18 protein-coding genes are annotated in these 16,915 nt (G+C 72.4%); 9 read left to right on the top strand and 9 right to left on the bottom strand.

Translation table 11 applies throughout. From position 1 onward, the window contains the following. From ACIQWR_RS13490 to ACIQWR_RS13500, 3 genes are all read right to left on the bottom strand, one after another. On the bottom strand, positions 1-354 hold the full coding sequence (locus ACIQWR_RS13490) for a hypothetical protein (protein WP_404007965.1): 354 nt from the start codon (positions 352-354) through the stop codon (positions 1-3). A 69-nt stretch (positions 355-423) separates the two neighbouring features. Continuing rightward, a complete protein-coding gene (locus ACIQWR_RS13495) occupies positions 424-861 on the bottom strand; it encodes a hypothetical protein (protein WP_404007968.1) in 438 nt (145 codons plus the stop codon). Between the two features lie 86 nt (positions 862-947). Beyond that, positions 948-1,679 (bottom strand): hypothetical protein, encoded by a 732-nt coding sequence (locus ACIQWR_RS13500; protein ID WP_404007970.1) that lies wholly within the window; start codon positions 1,677-1,679, stop codon positions 948-950. A 666-nt stretch (positions 1,680-2,345) separates the two neighbouring features. On the opposite strand from ACIQWR_RS13500, the gene ACIQWR_RS13505 reads away from it, so the two are divergent. Genes ACIQWR_RS13505 through ACIQWR_RS13520 form a run of 4 tightly spaced genes read left to right on the top strand, consistent with a single transcriptional unit; the run spans position 2,346 to position 4,797 of the window. Further along, positions 2,346-2,666, top strand: coding sequence for a pentapeptide repeat-containing protein (locus ACIQWR_RS13505; RefSeq protein WP_404007973.1), 321 nt, complete (start codon positions 2,346-2,348; stop codon positions 2,664-2,666). Continuing rightward, complete coding sequence (locus ACIQWR_RS13510; RefSeq protein ID WP_404007976.1) at positions 2,666-2,977, top strand: hypothetical protein; 312 nt, start codon at positions 2,666-2,668, stop codon at positions 2,975-2,977. The genes ACIQWR_RS13505 and ACIQWR_RS13510 overlap by 1 nt, the downstream gene beginning before the upstream one ends. 12 nt (positions 2,978-2,989) lie before the next feature. Beyond that, positions 2,990-3,904, top strand: coding sequence for a hypothetical protein (locus tag ACIQWR_RS13515; RefSeq protein WP_404007979.1), 915 nt, complete (start codon positions 2,990-2,992; stop codon positions 3,902-3,904). Further along, on the top strand, positions 3,901-4,797 hold the full coding sequence (locus ACIQWR_RS13520) for a RimK family alpha-L-glutamate ligase (protein WP_404007982.1): 897 nt from the start codon (positions 3,901-3,903) through the stop codon (positions 4,795-4,797). Before ACIQWR_RS13515 ends, ACIQWR_RS13520 begins: the two co-directional genes overlap by 4 nt. 42 nt (positions 4,798-4,839) lie before the next feature. Here ACIQWR_RS13520 and ACIQWR_RS13525 read toward each other — a convergent pair whose 3' ends face one another. Together ACIQWR_RS13525 and ACIQWR_RS13530 are read right to left on the bottom strand one after the other, a co-directional pair. Further along, positions 4,840-5,334: an RICIN domain-containing protein gene (locus ACIQWR_RS13525; protein WP_404007985.1), complete on the bottom strand. Its 495-nt coding sequence runs from the start codon at positions 5,332-5,334 to the stop codon at positions 4,840-4,842. Between the two features lie 28 nt (positions 5,335-5,362). After that, positions 5,363-5,971 carry a hypothetical protein gene (locus ACIQWR_RS13530; RefSeq protein WP_404007988.1) on the bottom strand — a complete coding sequence of 203 codons (609 nt, stop codon included), beginning with the start codon at positions 5,969-5,971 and terminating at the stop codon, positions 5,363-5,365. A gap of 306 nt (positions 5,972-6,277) precedes the next feature. On the opposite strand from ACIQWR_RS13530, the gene ACIQWR_RS13535 reads away from it, so the two are divergent. Continuing rightward, positions 6,278-7,195, top strand: coding sequence for a helix-turn-helix domain-containing protein (locus tag ACIQWR_RS13535; protein WP_404007991.1), 918 nt, complete (start codon positions 6,278-6,280; stop codon positions 7,193-7,195). 17 nt (positions 7,196-7,212) lie between these two features. On the opposite strand, the gene ACIQWR_RS13540 is transcribed toward ACIQWR_RS13535, so the two are convergent. Continuing rightward, positions 7,213-8,190, bottom strand: coding sequence for a glycoside hydrolase family 43 protein (locus ACIQWR_RS13540; RefSeq protein ID WP_404007994.1), 978 nt, complete (start codon positions 8,188-8,190; stop codon positions 7,213-7,215). A 278-nt stretch (positions 8,191-8,468) separates the two neighbouring features. On the opposite strand from ACIQWR_RS13540, the gene ACIQWR_RS13545 reads away from it, so the two are divergent. Beyond that, complete coding sequence (locus ACIQWR_RS13545) at positions 8,469-8,984, top strand: hypothetical protein (RefSeq protein ID WP_404007997.1); 516 nt, start codon at positions 8,469-8,471, stop codon at positions 8,982-8,984. Between the two features lie 47 nt (positions 8,985-9,031). Here ACIQWR_RS13545 and ACIQWR_RS13550 read toward each other — a convergent pair whose 3' ends face one another. Beyond that, the gene (locus tag ACIQWR_RS13550; protein ID WP_404008000.1) at positions 9,032-9,355 is read right to left on the bottom strand and encodes a putative quinol monooxygenase; all 324 of its coding nucleotides are present in this window, start codon (positions 9,353-9,355) and stop codon (positions 9,032-9,034) included. Positions 9,356-9,539: 184 nt separating this feature from the next. Between ACIQWR_RS13550 and ACIQWR_RS13555 the strand changes: the two genes are divergently transcribed. After that, a complete protein-coding gene (locus tag ACIQWR_RS13555) occupies positions 9,540-10,970 on the top strand; it encodes a cytochrome P450 (protein ID WP_404008002.1) in 1,431 nt (476 codons plus the stop codon). 32 nt (positions 10,971-11,002) lie between these two features. After that, positions 11,003-11,899: a helix-turn-helix domain-containing protein gene (locus tag ACIQWR_RS13560; protein ID WP_404008005.1), complete on the top strand. Its 897-nt coding sequence runs from the start codon at positions 11,003-11,005 to the stop codon at positions 11,897-11,899. Positions 11,900-12,095: 196 nt separating this feature from the next. Here the strand turns inward: ACIQWR_RS13560 and ACIQWR_RS13565 are convergent, their stop codons facing one another. Beyond that, positions 12,096-13,646: an MFS transporter gene (locus ACIQWR_RS13565; RefSeq protein WP_404008009.1), complete on the bottom strand. Its 1,551-nt coding sequence runs from the start codon at positions 13,644-13,646 to the stop codon at positions 12,096-12,098. A gap of 82 nt (positions 13,647-13,728) precedes the next feature. Between ACIQWR_RS13565 and ACIQWR_RS13570 the strand changes: the two genes are divergently transcribed. Then, positions 13,729-15,819, top strand: coding sequence for a prolyl oligopeptidase family serine peptidase (locus ACIQWR_RS13570; RefSeq protein ID WP_404008011.1), 2,091 nt, complete (start codon positions 13,729-13,731; stop codon positions 15,817-15,819). 84 nt (positions 15,820-15,903) lie between these two features. On the opposite strand, the gene ACIQWR_RS13575 is transcribed toward ACIQWR_RS13570, so the two are convergent. Beyond that, positions 15,904-16,839, bottom strand: a complete 936-nt coding sequence (locus ACIQWR_RS13575; RefSeq protein WP_404008487.1) for an ABC transporter ATP-binding protein — start codon at positions 16,837-16,839, stop codon at positions 15,904-15,906. Between the last annotated feature and the right edge of the window lie 76 nt (positions 16,840-16,915).

The raw sequence follows: 16,915 nt of genomic DNA on the forward strand, positions 1-16,915 counted from the left end.
TCACTCGTAGTCGACACCGCTGACCGCTCGGCTTCCGTTCCCGGTGGCCTTCGCCTTCCCGGTGTTCCGGGCCGTCGCCGACCCGTTCCCCCTGCCCTTGGTGCGCTTGACGCCGGCGATCGCGGTTCCCCCGTCCTCGGCCTCGGATTCACCGGTTCGGACAGCTACGTCATCGACCCGGCCGCCGGTGTTCTGGAACAGCGCCCATACGAACGCTGCGATGCCGACCGCGCCTTGGACCGACGCTCCGACGAGCTGGCCGGAGCCGGGACTGTCGAGAAGCCAGATCAACGGCGTCGAAACAATTCCGGCCACCGCCAATGCGATGACCGCGATCTTCCATGTCTGTGACATGCCCGCCCCTCAAGCGCCTCGTGGCATCCACCGATTCCTCCTGCCGCGCGGACCTGCCCGGACGACCTGTCACACGTACGCGCCTGAAAATGCCTGTGCGAACTCGGAGTCGCTCACCGTTCCGTTACCGCCCCCGCCCACGCGGTAGCCCCGGCCGGCGAGAGCATTGACGGGATCGAGTACGTCACGCCTGAAATGGCTGATCCAGTCGCGCCTGTCCTGCGCCTCATACAGGGATATGGGCGTGAGGATCGCCAAACTGCCGCCGGGATATCCGACAACACCCCAGAACATTCGGAACTGCGCCAGGGTGCTCAAGATCATGCCGTCGGCTCGGATTTCGTGATCCCCCGAAAGGCGCGGGGCCGCCTCGAAGATCGCCCTCGTCGTCCCGTTCGGGTCGCCGGAGCCGTGCACCGTGATGACGAGTCCGGCTGAGTCGACCAGCCTGTGAAGGGATTCTATGCGCGTGCCGCGAGCCTTCGCGTCGATGGTGAGGTTGAACATTTCTTGATCCCCCAACTGCGATTCGATGGCAGAGCTTCTGGGTGCGCTACGGTCCGGGCACTATCCGGCGCTCGCCGCGAGGACGGTCAACGCGCCGACTTGGCAGGGGTGCGCCACCCGCTGACGGCGCCGGCCACCGCGCCCGCCGCCACGCAGAACATCGCGATGACGAACGTCGTCACGCCGACCGTGTCGCCGTCCATCCCGCCGATGCTCAGCGCGATCCCCAGGACGATCGCGACGGCACAACCCGCCGCGCAGCCGAGGAGCAGCCCGCCCCCGAAGCCGAGGACGGCGCCGACGGCACTCCTCGGCCGCGCGGGCCGCGCCGTCGCTGTCCGGGCGGCTTGCCGCCCGGACGTGGAGGCGGCTGGCGTGGCGGGCGCGACGGGCGCGGGGCGAACCTGGGGCGGTGCGTAAGAACTGGCGGTCCATGGAAGTCTCTCCAGCAGCGTGGAGACCGCGGCGAACGGTTTACCCGGACCGACGGCGATGAGGTAGGCGGCCGACTCGTGGCGCAGCGCTCGTGAGTGTTCGTGGACGGCTCGGCCGCCCGTGCCGGAATGGTTGTTCCAGGTCTCGGTGTACGAGAAGAAGCGCCCGTCGGCCGCGAGAACCAACTCGATGGTGCAGCGGAACTCTTCCCAGTTGTCGAGCCCGCGATATTCGTCCTTCGCGTGGTCCGCCAATTGCTTGACGCACCACCCTTTGACCGTGGTGCCGTCGTCGGCTTCGAACGGGCGGGGCCTGACGCCCTTTTCTGTGAGCGTGGCCACCGTCTGGCGGGCCAGGTCGAGCATGTCCTCGTAAGCGTCCATCGGGCCGCCGTCGCTCTCGGGGCTTTCAGCCCTCGTCGCCGCAGCCCTGGCACGGAGTGCGAGGGACCTTCGTGGCGAAACACTTGCCGCACTTCACGGTTTCAGCCATACCGACCGCCCAACTTTCTGCGTGGGGTCTCAAAGTCTGCCGAGCATAGCGCTGACGTGGCCCATTGCAGGGGGGGCAGTACGCAACTCCGCTTCGCAGGGGATCTGTTAACCGCAGGTAAGGCGTTCGTCGTTGCTCCGCGACGACGGACTGCGTGGCCGGATGCCCCCGATGAGCAGGGCTTTTGTCGAAGTCCGAACGACTGCACGGCTGCTTTTGCGACGAGCCTCCTCGACGAGGTGCGTACGCACCCTGGAGCAGGCTGTCCACCGCACCGAGCGTAGTGCGCCACCCGCACGCCTGCCGTTCGTCACGCGTTCATCGAGCGGTTTCGGAGTCGCGCCGATGGGGTGATGGTGCGGAGGGCGCCGCGACACGGTGAACCTTTCCGGTCACAGCGCTAGCGGGAAATGGTGGAAGGGTCAACGACTCCGACGAGGCCCCCTCGCTCCCCGCGGAGCGAGGGGGCCTCGTTGCTCGCCCTTCCCGTTCCGGCTGGCGCCGGACCACGCCGAGGGAGACGATGTGGGTAGGAATGTCCGTGGGAGGAGGGCGATATGGCGCCCGAAGAAGAGGGCTACGGCGGAGCACCACGGCTGACGCCGAACATGTATGTGAGCAACGCCGACGTCCGGCAGAGCACCTGGCACGAGAGTGCCTTCCTCGGTTCGCTGTTCACGCAATCGATCATGGACGACTCCCAGTTCCTGTACGGCAGGGCGCAACGCGCGACGTTCGCCGGCATCGTCATGGACGGCAGCCGTCTCGTCGGGTGCTCGATGCGCGACGTCGTCATCGAGAACTGCGACCTCAGGGGCCTCATCATCGACGGGGTGCGGATCGGGGACCTGATCGCGTCGGAGAAAGGGGCGGATTGATGTCCACGCCGATGATCTTCATCCATCCCGAGCTGCGTCCGGACCTGTCCACGACGCACGAGGTCGAGCCCGTGGGCATCGAGGAGGCCATCCGCGCCGCCGTGGCACGCGGCGAGCGGGTCGAGGACAAGCAGGACGGCGTGGAACGACGCTTCCTGATCGACAAGTCGACGGACTGCACCGGCAAGGAACAGTCCGAAGGGACCGGCAAGGAGACGTCCGATACGGGCAAGGAAGCCTGCGACGTCCAGTCCCAGGTCAATTACGGGGAGCTGGCGCCCGTGGCGGATTTCATCCGTCCGATCATCTAGCGCGCCGACGACGTGATCCTCCTGCTGGGGGCCGGGGCGGACGATCCGGCCGTGGCGGCCTTCGACGGCTATCTGACGCGTCATGCGGTACGGCACGCGGTCTGCTCCGACCTCGGGCGGCTCGCCTTCGCACTGCACGTCGATGCCGCCGGTCGAACGCGGGCCCGGCTCACGGTCCCCGGGCACGGCACTCTGCACGGCGACGAGGTGGGGGTGTTCGTACGGGATCCGTGGGCGCTCGCACCGACGGGTGAGGACGCGGCGACCGGCGCCGACGCCCGCTTCGCGGCCGACGAGTACCGCGCCGCCCTGTGGGCCCTGTGCGCCCTGCTCCCCAAGGTCGTCAACCGGCCGGGCCCACGGGCGTGGCACGACGACCGGGAACTGCGTCGGTGTCTCGACCCGTCGCTCCTGCTGCCCGAGTGCTGGACGAGCGATGCCCGGCGGCTGCTCGATCGGTGGGCCCTGTGCGCGTCGCCCGAGCTCCACGTCGAGGAGTTGCTGACCCACGAGCGACGGGTCGTGAAGGAGCCCGCCGGTCTCGGCTCCCGGGACATGGATATGGGTGTGGGTGTGGATGTGGATGTGGATGTGGCCGTGGAGAGTGATGCCGCGCATCTGCGGGCGCTCTTCGCGCCGTCTGGTGCGTACGTCATCGAGCTGTGCGTGGGACGCGAGTCGTTCACCGTCCTCAACGAACCCGGGATCGATGTCCAGGCGGAGTCCTACCGGAAGGTCGTGCGCGAGATCGCGGGCGCCCTGCGGGAACGCGGCGTCCGCTTCTTCGCCGTCGCCCTGGTCGCCGACGACGAGCACCGGATGTCCGTGAGCCGCATCGTGTCCGCTCCCCCGTACTCCTGGTACCGGGGCGTGGCGGACCTGGTGCACGAACAGCTCCGTGCCGAGCTGGAGGAGGGTGGGCGATGACCGTCCTCATCATCGGGTCGCCCCATGACCGCACCATCGTGCACACGGTCCGCAGCGCGCGGCACCACGGGGTGCCCCACCTCTTCTTCGACCTCGTGCTCTTCCTGCGCGCGGGCAGCTACTGGTGGGACGTCGAGGGGCGCTGCGGACGGCTCGGCACCGGAACGCTGACGGTGGACCTGCCCGACGCCGACATCACCGGGATCTACGTGCGCCCGGTCGACGTCATCGACCGCTTCGGGAGCGGGGAGCGGCCGGCCGCCGCGGCGCGGCTGCGGGCGCTCACCGAGATCCTCGCGACGGTCGACGCCTCGGTCGTCAACCGCCCCGGCACCGATCTGAGCAACTGGTCGAAGGCGTACCACCTCGCCCTGCTCAGCCGGTGCGGTTTCACCGTGCCGACGTCGCTGCTCACCAATGACGCGGACGAAGCGCGCGCCTTCCTGCGGGCCGTTCCCGATGCCGTCTTCAAGGGCGCCAGCGGCGAGAAGACGGTCGCCTCGGCCTGTGGCCCCGAACAGCTCGCCGAGCTGGGCCTGCTGCCCCGCAGCCCCGTGCTGTTCCAGGAGCGGGTCAGGGGCGCGGACGTCCGTACGCACCTGGTCGGCCGGGAGCACTTCTCCGAGCGGATCGACTGCGAGGGCGTGAACTACCAGTACTGGCCGGGCGCCAAGACGTTCACGCCGGCGCGGGCACCGGACGACGTCGTCGAGCACTGCCGCGCGTACCAGGCGGCCAGTGGTCTGGCCTTCATCGGATTCGACTTCATGGTGGACGACGGGGGCGGCTACACGGTTCTGGAGGCCAACCCGATGCCGGGTTACGACGGGTACGACCGGCGCTTGGGACTGAGCGTCTCCCGCGCCCTGCTCGACCTCTTGCGAGGGGCCTGAAGGAACCGGCCCGGCTCCCGCGGGAGCCGGGCCGGGCCGGGCTCAGCGCCAGGTCTGGTAGGCGCTCTTCTGCGCGTGGCTGCCGCACGGGAAGGTGCGCAGGCCCGCCTCGAAGCTGTCGTCCAGGCACAGGCCGGTGTCCTGGTTGCGGAACTCGACCGCGCCGTCGGCGTAGCGGTGGACGATCCAGCTCTCGTCCTTGTGCTTGTCGCAGGGCAGGTGCGTCGCGTTGCCCCGCGGGCTGTCCGCCAGGCAGAAGCCCGTCTTGACGTTCCTCAGTTCACGGGTGCCGTCCTTCCACTGGTGCACGTTCCACTTCTGGTGGTCGTTGCCCAGGCAGGTGTAGGTGCGCAGGCCCGCCTCGAAGCTGTCGTCCAGGCAGGCCGAGGTCGCCTCGTTGCGGAAGCTCTGGACCGAATCGAGGGCGCCCGCGGGCGCCGCGGTGGCCGTCGACGCGAGGGCCAGCCCGAGGGCCAGGGCGAGGGTGGGCAGGGCGCTCGCCCTGGCGGCGATGCGGGTGCTGCTGGTGGTGGTCATGGTGCTCCTTGGTCGTGAGGGGCGAGGGTCATCCAGTGATGTTGACGGGGCGGTAGGCGTGGTAGCCGTCGCGGCCGTTGACGCCGTAGGAGTGCTGCTTCCAGCGCGTGCCGGCGCCGCCGCCCGCCTGCTCGTAGGACTTGTAGACGGTGTGGGCGCCGTTGGCCCAGCCGTCGAAGATGACGACGTGCCGGTTGTCCGCGCTGCTGCTGTTGGCCTTGATGACCAGGTCGCCGGGGGCGAGGTCCTTCATGGCGATCCGGCGGGTGTGGCCGTCGTTCTTGAGGGACACCGTGTTGGGGCCGGGCTTGGACAGGCCGAGGGCCATCGAGACGTAGCCGGAGCAGTCCTGCCGGTATCCGTCCTTCCAGTGCTTGGTCTGGCTGTACGGCACGGGGCGGCCGTTGTTGGCGGTCAGCCAGGTCTTGGCCCGGGCCAGGACCTGCGCCCGGCTGATCCGGGGCGCCGCCCCGAGGCCCGGTGCGGCGGCGTCCGCGGGAGCGGGGGCGGCGATGACGGCCGTCCGGTCCGGGAGCTGCGCCGCGGGGGCCGAGGGCGACGCCAGTACGAAGGAACCGACGCACACGGCCGCGGTCAACGCAGCGGTGCTCCAGCGACGGGTGGTGTTCTTGGACATCTCGGGTCTCCGACTTCTCGTGGGGAATCACGCCGGTCCGCGTTCCGGGAAGAGGGGGACGCACGGGAATCGCACGTCCCCACCGGGCGGCACGTCAGGGGTGCGGCGAAGGCACCGTCACGTGGCCGAGGGCTGCGGAACCGGATGCCGAGGAGTCTGCGGGGGTGCGTCGCGGCCTCGCAAGGATGTCCCGGTTGCTTCGCGGATGTCGGGATCCCTAAGGTTCTGACCTGCTGGGACAGGACCATCCCGGGACGAGCGCGGCCCGCCGGAAGCAGCATCCGAGGCGGGCCAGGAGGGGCGAGCATGACGGGCGTCGGCGGAGCACAGCCCACCCCGGGGCAGCAGTTGGGCAGCGCCCTCAAGGAACTCCAGCAGCGGTCGGGAAGGACGCTGCGCGATCTGGAGTCCGAGGTGATGATCAGCGATTCGTCCCTGTCCCGGTACCTGCGCGGCACGACGGTTCCGCCCTGGGCCACGGTGCGCGATCTGTGCCGGGCGCTCCACGCGGATCCCGCGCTCTACCGGCAGTTGTGGGAGGCGGCCGACCGGTGCCAGGTCAAGGCTCCGCCCACGAGCGCCGCGCCGGGGGGCGGCTCCCGCCGGCGCCGGCTGCGGGACGCGTTCGCCGCCCGGTCGGCGAACCGCTGGTGGTGGGCGGGGGCGGGGGCGCTCGCGGGCCTGCTGCTCGGCGCGGTCCTCACCTGGGTCGCCGTACCGAAGGAGCCCGCGGCCGGGCGGCACGCGACGGCCGGGTCGACGGGGGCGGCGCCGGCGCCGGGCGCCGACCGGAAGGCCGCCGGCGGGAAGGAGCCCGACGGGAAGGACGCGGGCACCGCACAGGGGCCGGACGACCAGATCCGGATCTTCGTCAACCGCGCGACCGGCAGTTGCCTGGACCACAGCCTCGACAAGGGGTTGCGCTCGTTCGCGCCCAACGGCATGAGTTACCAGCGGTGGACCGTCCGCACCGGCCCCGACGGCGCCAGCGAACTGAAGAACCACGCCACCGGCGCGTGCCTGGACGGCGGCGACGCCGGCGCGGGCGGTGGTGCCCGCGCGCTGTCCTGTAGCGGGTCAGCGTCGCAGAAGTGGTCGGTCACCCACTGGTCCGACGCCTCGGTCGAGGTCAGGAGCCGCAGCACCGGACGGTGCCTGGGGGACGGGCCCGCCGGGCTGCTGACCGGATCCTGCGACCGCTCGGCCGCTCAGCGCTGGGGCTGAGCTCCGGGGCCGAGCGGTCATCCGCGCCGCCCGGCCGCCCCGTCGTCCCGGACCACGGGGCGGCCGTCCGGGAAGTCGAGGCGGGCGGCGTACAGGACGCGCCGTCGCGTGCCGTCCGGGCTCCAGCCGTGGAAGAGGATCCGGTCCCGCCCGTCGGGGCCGCTCACCACGTCCTGGCCGCCGGGGCCGCGTACCGCGCCGCCGAAGGACTCGGTGGTCATGAGCGGGGCGTCCGCCTTCGTGTACGGGCCGGCCAGTCGGCTCGCCACCGCGTAACCGGTCTTGTAGTGGGGGCCGTCGTAGGAGTCCGCCGAGTAGAAGAGCACGTACCCGCCGCCCCGCTTGACGAGAGTGGGCGCCTCGACGAGCGCGCCCTCCCACGCGCGGTCCTGCCGGATCAGCCGGACGGCGTCGCCCGTGGTGCGGGTGCCGTCCGCGGACACGGGCTGGAGGTGGATCCAGGTGTCCGTCCCGCAGCAGTTGCCGTCGTTCTTCCACAGCAGGTAGCGCCGGCCGTGCTCCGTGTGGCTCGACGCGTCGATGGCTCCGCCCAGTTCGGCCGGGCAGACCAGCGGGCCGTCCCCCGCCGGTACGAACGGGCCGTCCGGGGAGGCGGAGAGCGCGGCCCCGATGCACTGGCGACCGCTCGCCCGGTCCCGGGCGGTGTAGTGGAGGGTGAAGCCGTGGCCGTTGTCGAAGACCTCGGGCGCCCAGACGAGCGAGCGCTCGGGCTCCGCCCAGCGCCCCGGTGCGGGCAGGGGGTCGGCGGCGACCATCGTCCAGTGCACGAGGTCGGGCGAGGTGGCGTGCTGGAGGTACTTGCCCTCGGCGTTCGTCGCGTAGGCGTGATAGGTGCGGCCGACCTTCACGACGTCGGGGTCGGCGAAGTCCCGGTCGAGCACCGGTCCCGCCACCGCGGCGGTCCCCGCCACGGCCCCCGCCGGGGCCGCCGCGAGCCCTGCGACCACGGCCGCGACCGTGGCGGCGGCCGCCACCGCCGCGCGGAACCGTCCGGTCCTGTACCCGTTCCGGTTCCCGTACCCGTTCCTGCCCGCGCGCGTCATGCACCGTCCAACGAGGCGCCGGTGGCGGGGGTGCGCGGTAGGGCGCGCGATGGATGCTGACGGGGCGTCCGGGGTCGGAGCGAATCGTGGAGATCGGCACGCGGGGGCGGTCGCTCGTCCTAGCATGTGCACGCAGAGTATGAGGCTTCAACTATTTGCGTGAGCCTCCGGTCTGCCGCACCTGCCAGCACACCACCCTGGAGTTCCCCTTGAGCACACCGCTCGCCGGCCGGATGACCGCCGCGAAGAAGCGCTGCATAGGCACCCTCACCGTGATCGCCGCCGTCCTGGCGCTCACCGCCTGCGATCCGGCGACCCCCGCGGGCACCTTGAGCACCGGCGCCCCGAGCAGCAGCGCCACGGCCGGTGCGAGCAGTAGCCCCACCCCGACGTCGAGCCCGAGCGCCGCCATCACCCCCAGCTCCAGCCCCAGCGTCGCCCCCACTCCCAGCGTCGCACCCAGCTCGGCCCCGCCCAGCACCAAGGCACCGGCCCCGGCCCCTCCGGCACCCACGCCCATGCGCACCCGCACGCAGGCACCCGCTCCGGACCCCGAGCCCACCAAGGCGACCACCGAGTGCTATCCCAGGTCGAATGCCGGCAACTGCTACAAGGCCGGCCAGATCTGCCGCAAGGCCGACGTCGGCGGCGCCGGCCGGGACGCGGCCGGTCGCGCGATCTACTGCCGTACCGACAGCAGCGTGGGCCAGCGCTGGGGCTACTGAACCCGAGCGGCGCAGGTCCCGGGCCGGCCCCGCGCGGCGCGTGGTCCTCAGTCGACCTGGAGCTCGCCCATGCGGCTCCAGCCGGTGGCTCCCTCGATCGTCGTGCTGACGATCGAGGGCGTACGGGTCACCAGGGGGCGCATGGTCTCCAGTGCGGCCCGGAAGTGCTCCGAGGTGACGTGGGCCTCGGCGGCGTCGTCCTGGAACGCCTCGACCAGGACGTAGGTGTCCGGCTCCTCCAGGCTGCGGGACCACTCGAACCAGAGGTTGCCCGGCTCGGCGCGGGTGGCGCGGGTGAAGGCCGCGACCTCGTCGGGCCACTGGTCGACGTACTCGGGCTTGACTGCGAATTTCACCACAATGAAGATCATTCGCTCATTGTAGGCAGGGCGTGTCCGGCAGTTCCGGAAAGGGGACGGCGGCGACGGCACCGTCTGCGACGAGTAGCGGGCTCCGAGCTGGCCTGATCCGGTCGCACGCGCACCGGACCCCCGGCGCGCGCGGCGGGGGCCGGGCAGAATCGGCCCGTCGGTACGTGTTGTCGAGGGGGCGGCCATGTCAGTGGACTCAGCGGTGTCGAACGGGGCGGAGCGGGTGGCGGCCCCGCAGTTGGCGGGGTTGCCGCTGCTCGGCTCCCTGCTCGACCTCACATCGGATTCGCTCGGCACCTATCTGCGGGCCCAGCACCGGCACGGTGACGTGGTGCGGATCAGCGCCGGGCCGCCCGGGCTGCGGGCCGAGCTGACGTGCGTCTTCTCGCCCGAGGGCGCGCAGCGGGTGCTGGCCTCGGAGGCAGCCAACTTCCGCAAGGACAACCCCTTCTACCAGGAGATCCGCGACTCCTTCGGCAACGGTCTGCTGACCAGCCAGGACGAGGACTACCTGCGCCAACGACGGTTGGTCCAGCCGCTGTTCACCAAGCGCCGGGTGGACGGGTACGCGGCCGCGGTGGCCGCCGAGACCGCGCAGACCCTGGAGAGCTGGCAGGAGGCCGTCGACTCGGTGGTCGACGTCTCCGTCGAGATGACGCACCTGGCCCTGCGCGCGGTGGCCCGGATCCTCTTCGGGACCGATGTGGAGGCCACGGTCGACGTCGTGGACCGGTGTTTTCCGGTCATCACGGAGTACGTGCTCCGGCGCGGGTACTCCCCCGCCAACGTGCCGCGTTCCTGGCCGACCCCGGCCAACCGGCGGGCGGCCGCCGCGCTGGACGAGCTGTACGGGGTGTGCGACCGGATCATCGCCGAGCGGCGCGGTGCGGACGCGGGCGCGGACCCCGGCGCGGGTGCGGGCGGCGGGGACCGCAAGGGCGAGGACCTGCTGACCCTGCTGGCGGCGGCCCAGAGCGCGGACGACGCCTCCTTCGACGCCGACGAGCTGCGCGAACAGGTGCTGATCTTCCTGCTCGCCGGGCACGAGACCACGGCCACCTCGCTGACCTTCGCCCTGCACCTGCTGGCCAAGGACCCCGAGGCGCAGGCCCGGGCGCGCGAGGAGGTCTCCCGGGTGCTGGGCGACCGTACGCCACAGGCCGCGGACCTGGAGCGGCTGCCGTACCTCACGCAGGTGCTCAAGGAGGCCATGCGGCTCTTCCCGGCGGCTCCGGTCATCGGGCGCCAGGCCGTCGCCGAGGCCGAGATCGACGGGCACGTCATCCCGGCGGGGGCCACGGTGATCCTGGCGCCGTGGGTGACGCACCGGCACCCGGAGCACTGGCCGGACCCGGAGCGCTTCGATCCGGACCGCTTCACCCCGGAGGCGGAGGCGGCCCGTGCGCGCTACGCCTGGTTCCCCTTCGGCGGCGGCCCGCGCGCGTGCATCGGGCAGCACTTCTCGATGCTGGAGTCGGTGATCGCGCTGGCGATGACCCTGCGGGCCTACTCCTTCGAGGCCGTGGACACCGAGGTGCCGGTCGCCGCCGGGATCACCCTGCGGGCGACCGGGCCGGCCCGTTGCCGGATCCGCCCGCTGCGCCCGGCGCCGTAACCTACGCAGCGGACGCAGGGCCGGCGAAGGACGTGGGGGCGCTCGCGGTGGAACAGGCGTGGGGCATCACCGAGTTCGGGACGTGGCGGCTGACGAGCGGGGTGCCGGACGCCCGGCTCGGCCGGGGGGTGCTGGGGTACCGCGGCTACCGCGTGTCCATGGACCGGCCGCAGCGCCGCGTGGAGGTGCCGAACGGCCTGGTGACGATGGTGGTCAACTTCGCGGCCCCGGTCCGGGTGTCCCGGGCCGGGACCGCGCCGACGACCGCCTACACCTCCCTGGTCAACGGCCTGCGCACCGATGCCGCGGTCGGCGAGCACGACGGCCGCATGCACGGCGTCGAGGTGCACCTCGCCCCGTGGGCGGCGTTCACCCTCTTCGGCGTCCCGATGTACGAGCTGCGCGACCGGATGGTCCCGCTGGGCGAGCTGCTGGGTCCGCGGGCGCAGGTACTGGAAGCGCACCTGGCCCAGACGCCGGACTGGCCGCGGCGGTTCGCCCTGCTCGACGCCCTGTTGCTGGAGCGGTTGGCCGCGGGTCCGACGGCCGCCCCGCAGACGGTCTGGGCCTGGGGGCGGCTGACGGCGAGCGGCGGCGGGGTGCCGGTGGCCGATCTCGCGCACGGCACCGGCTGGAGTCCGCGCCATCTGGAGCAGCGGTTCAAGGAGCAGATCGGGCTGTCCCCCAAGACGGCCGCGCGGGTCCTGCGCCTCCAGCGGGCCCTGCGGATGCTGGCCGGTGGCTCCGCGGCCTCCGTGACGGCGTCGGCGTGCGGCTTCTACGACCAGGCGCACCTGCACCGGGACTTCCGCCGGATGACCGGCTTCGCGCCCGGGGAGTTCCTGGTCCACCGGGGCAACGGCGCCCGCCCGGTGGACCGCATGCCGGGGCAGGTGACCAGCGCCCTGGTGAGCGCGCCGGAGCGGTGAACGGGGCCGTGCGGGCGGTGAGGGCGGACGGCCGCTTCGCGGCATAGCGTTTTTGTCCAATACCCCGGACGCGACCCCTGCGATGGTGGAGCGACCCACGGGGGACGATGGGGCGGGGCGGATTCATCCGCCCCGCCCCATCGTGGCGTTCCCGGCCCGCGTCCCCGTCCGGCGCTCCCGGCCCGGCCGGTGCGGTTCAGACGGCCGCCGGGGTGTGCGTGCCCTTCAGGCGTTCGAGGTCGGAGGGCCGGACCTGGATGGCCACCAGCGCGATGATGGCCGCGACCAGGGTGAAGAGGGCCGCGACGACGAACGCCGCCGTCACTCCGGAGGTCAGCACCTGGGCGCCGTACGGGCCGGGCAGTTGGCCGGTGCGCCGGAAGGCGAGCTTCTGCTCCGGGGTGGAGTTGGCGAGGAAGGCCGGCACCTGCTTGGCGGCCTCGTTGCGGCTGGCCGTCCCGTAGAGGGTCACCAGGATGGACAGGCCCAGCGAACCGCCCACCTGCTGCATGGCGTTGAGGAGTCCGGACGCGGCGCCCGACTCGCGGTCGGGGACGTTGGAGAGGGCCATCAGCGTCAGGGAGACGAACTGCATGCCCATGCCGAGGCTGAAGAGGAGCATCGGGCCGAGGATGCTGCCCAGATAGGTGGAGTGCACGTCGGTGAAGGTGAGCCAGCCCAGGCCGGCGGCGGCGAACAGGGCGCCCGCCACCATGAAGGGTTTGGGTCCGAACTTCGGCAGGAGCTGTGAGGTCACGCCCGCGCCGACCGCGATCACGGCGCTGACCGGGAGGAAGGCGAGGCCCGCGCGGATCGGGCTGAAGCCGAGCACGTTCTGGACGAAGAGGGTCAGGAAGAAGAACATCCCGAAGATGGCGCAGGCGAGGAAGAGCATGATGCCGTAGGTGCCGGCGCGGTTGCGGTCGGCGAACATGTGCAGCGGGGTGATCGGCTGGGGCGAGCGCCGCTCGACCATGATGAAGCTGGTGAGCAGGACGACGGCCGCGGCGAAGGACGCCAGGGTGTAGGGGTCGCTCCAGCCCTCCTGCGAGGCCCGGATGAAGCCGTAGACCAGGGCGACCATGCCCAGGGTGGAGGTCAGGGCGCCGAGGAAGTCGAAGTGTCCCGGGTGGCGTTCGGATTCGCGGATCACCTTCGGGGCCACCAGCGCGATCAGCAGGGCGATGGGGACGTTCACGAAGAGCACCCAGCGCCAGTTGAGCCATTCGACGAGCGCGCCGCCGGCCAGCAGGCCGATGGCGCCGCCGCCCGCGGAGACGGCGGCGAACACGCCGAAGGCGCGGTTGCGTGCGGGGCCCTCGCGGAAGTTGGTGGTGATGAGGGCGAGCGCGGTGGGGGACGCGATCGCGCCGCCGACGCCTTGGAGGGCGCGGGCCGCCAGCAACTGGCCCGCGTTCTGGGAGAACCCACCGAGCAGCGAGGCCAGGCCGAAGAGCAGCACGCCGAAGACGAAGACGCGCCGGCGGCCGAGGATGTCACCGGCGCGGCCGCCCAGCAGCAGCAGTCCGCCGAAGGTGAGGGTGTAGGCGCTGACGACCCAGGAGAGGCTCTCCGTGGAGAACTTGAGGGCGGTCTGGATGTGCGGCAGCGCGATGTTCACGATGGTGATGTCGAGAACGACCATGAGTTGGCAGGAGGCGATGACGAGCAGTGCGAGCCCGCCGTTGCCGCCCCCTCGGACCTTGCCTTCGGTCCCGCTGGTGCTCGGCGATGTGTTCGGGTCCACTGTTCGACGCTAAGCCCGCGCTCCGGGGGTCACCACTCGAACGGACTAGAGCATGTGCTATTTCACATGTCACACTTCGAACATGAATCCCCTGGACGACTTCCTCCGCCTCTCCGCGGACACCGCCCGGTTCAGCTACGGCGCTCCCCGCGCGTTCTCCTTCGGCGACGGCGGCCGGCTGCTCTGGTTCCTCCGGTCCGGCGGGCCCACCGACCCGTACGACGACCTCCGGGTGCTCGACACCGCCACCGGCGTCGAGACCCGGCTCGCCGACGCGCGCGCACTCCTGCCGGACGGCCCCGGTGAACTCCCCCGCGCCGAAAGGTGGTTGCGCGAACGGATCCGGCTGGTCGCCGCCGGGATCGGCTCCTACGCCCTCGCCGGCGACGGCCGCCGGGCGGTCTTCACCCTCTACGGGCGGCTGTACGCGGTCACCGCCGACAAGGACGCGGCGCCCGAGGAGCTCCCGACCGCCGGGGCCGCCTTCGACCCGCGCCCGAACGCCGACGGCTCGCGCACGGCCTACGTGAGCGAGGACGCCCTGTACGTCACCCCGGGCGGGCGGGTCAGCCCCGACGACGGAGCCCGGTGGGGCGTCGCCGAGTTCGCCGCCGCCGAGGAGCTCGGCCGGGCCCGCGGGCACTGGTGGTCCCCCGACGGGGACGCCCTGCTGGTCGCCCGGGTCGTGGAAGACGCCCTCCAGCGCCGCTGGTTCGCCGACCCGGAGCGCCCCGAGCGCCCCGCCGAGGACTTCGCCTACCCGGAGGCCGGCGGCCCCAACGCCGAGGTGCAGCTGCGGGTGCTCGGCGCCGACGGCCGACCGGGGGCCCGGCTCGACTGGGACGCGGCCGCCTTCCCCTACGTCAGCGACGCGTCCTGGGAAACCGGCGGCGGCGCCGGCGGGGAGATCCTGCTGACCGTCCAGGACCGGCTCCAGCGCACGGCGGTGCTGCTCAGCGCCGACCCGGTCACCGGGCGGACCGTGGAGCTGTCCCGCACCACGCACCCGCAGTGGGTGGACCCCCTGGTGCCCGGCACCCCGGCGCGGCTGTCCGACGGGCGGATGCTGACCGCCGTCGACACCCCGGGCGGGGTCGCGCGCGCCCTGGCACTGGACGGCGTACCCCTCACCGGGGACGAGGTACAGGTGCGGGCGGTGCTCGGCGAGCACGAGGGGCGCCTGCTCATCGAGGCCGGCCTGCGGGACCCCGCCGAGCAGCAGGTGCTGCTGCTCGACACCGGCACCGGCTCGCTGACCGCGCTCGCCGACGGGCCCGGGGTGCACACCGCCCTCGCGTCCGCCGGGGCGCTACTGGTGACCTCGGCCGACGCCGACGGGTTCCGGCGGACCCTGCGCACGGCGGACGGGCGCGAGCTCGCCGTCGCCGACCTCGCCGAGCCGCTGCCCTACCGGGTCGAGCCGCGCTTCGAGCGGGTCACCGAGCTGGGGATCCCCACGGCGCTGGTGCTGCCGCGGGGTCATGTCCCGGGCCGGCGGCTGCCGGTCCTGCTGGACACCTACGGCGGCCCCGGCTACCAGGACGTGTGCGCGGAGCCGCGGCGCTGGCAGGCCCGGCAGTGGTGGGCCGACCAGGGCTTCGCCGTGGTCACCGTCGACAACCGGGGCACCCCCTACGTCTCGCCCGCCTTCACCCACGCCATGTACCGGGGGTTCTCGCGGGTGACGATGGAGGACCAGGTGGCGGCGCTGCGCGCGCTGGGCGAGCGGCACCCGGACCTGGACCTGGGCCGGGTCGGCGTGCGCGGCTGGTCCTACGGCGGCTACCTGGCCGCGATGGGCGTGCTGCGGCGCCCCGACGTCTTCCACGCGGCGGCCGCGGGCGCGGCGCCGACCGACTTCCGGCACTACGACACGGCGTACACCGAGCGCTACCTGGGCCTGCCCCAGGAGGAGCCGGAGGTCTACGAGCGGGACTGCCTGATCGGTGACGCCCCGGCGCTGACCCGGCCCCTGCTGCTGGTCCACGGGCTGGCCGACGACAACGTGCACCCCTCGCACACGCTGCGGCTCTCGCGGGCGCTGACCGACGCCGGGCGCCCGCACCGGCTGCTGGCCCTGCCCGGGGTGACGCACATGGCCACGGGGGGCGTGCGGGAGAAGGTGATGGCGCTGGAGCTGGACTTCTTCCGGGAGGCGTTGGGCCTGGCCTGAGCCGCCCGCGGAGCCCCACGGGGAAGGGCCCCGCCACCGTCGACCGGTGGCGGGGCCCTTCCCCCCTCTCACGGCGGGGCCGCGTCAGTTCCCCGGGAAGTGACAGGCCACATCGCGTCCCGCGACGGCGCGGAGCACCGGCCGCTCCGTGCGGCAGATGTCCGCCGCCTTGGGACAGCGCGGGTGGAAGGAGCACCCGGGCGGCGGCGCCGCCGGGCTCGGCGGGTCGCCGAGCAGCACGATCCGCTCCCGCCGCCGCTCGGCCGCCGGGTCGGGCAGCGGTACGGCGGACAGCAGCGCCCGCGTGTACGGGTGCTGGGGGTCGGCGTACAGCGCGTGCTTGTCCCCGATCTCGACGATCCGGCCGAGGTACATCACGGCCACCCGGTCGCTGACCCGCTTGACCACCGACAGGTCGTGGGCGATGAACACGTAGGCCAGCCCGAGTTCGCGGCGCAGCCGTTCCATCAGGTTGACGATCTGCGCCTGCACCGAGACGTCGAGGGCGGAGACCGGCTCGTCGGCGATGATCAGCCGGGGGCTGGTGGCCAGGGAGCGCGCGATGCCGATGCGTTGGGCCTGGCCGCCGGAGAACTCGTGCGGGTAGCGGTCGATGTGCTCGGGGATCAGCCCGGTCAGCTCCATCAGCTCGGCGGCCCGGCGGCGGGCGTCGGCCGCGCTCCAGCCCTGCACCAACAGCGGGTCGGAGATGATCCGGGCCACCGTCTGGCGGGGGTTGAGCGAGGAGTGCGGATCCTGGAACACCATCTGGAGGTGGCGGCGCAGCGGTCGCATGGCGCCCTGGGAGAGGCGGCCGATCTCCCGGCCCTCGAAGGCGATGCTCCCCGAGGTGGGCTCCAGCAGGCGGACCAGCATCCGCCCGGTGGTGGACTTCCCGCAGCCCGACTCCCCCACCAGGCCGAGGGTTTCGCCGGCCGCCAGCTCGAAGGACACTCCGTCCACGGCCCGGACGGGGGCGCCCTTGCGGCCGGTGACCGAGCGCTTCCCGGGGAAGGTCATGGTCAGGTCGCGCACGGACAGCAGGGGCGGCGCGCCGCCCGCACCGGCCGGGGCGCTCGTGGAGGGCGCGGTGGAC

Source organism: Streptomyces sp. NPDC098789 (assembly GCF_044759975.1).
GTDB lineage: Bacteria > Actinomycetota > Actinomycetes > Streptomycetales > Streptomycetaceae > Streptomyces.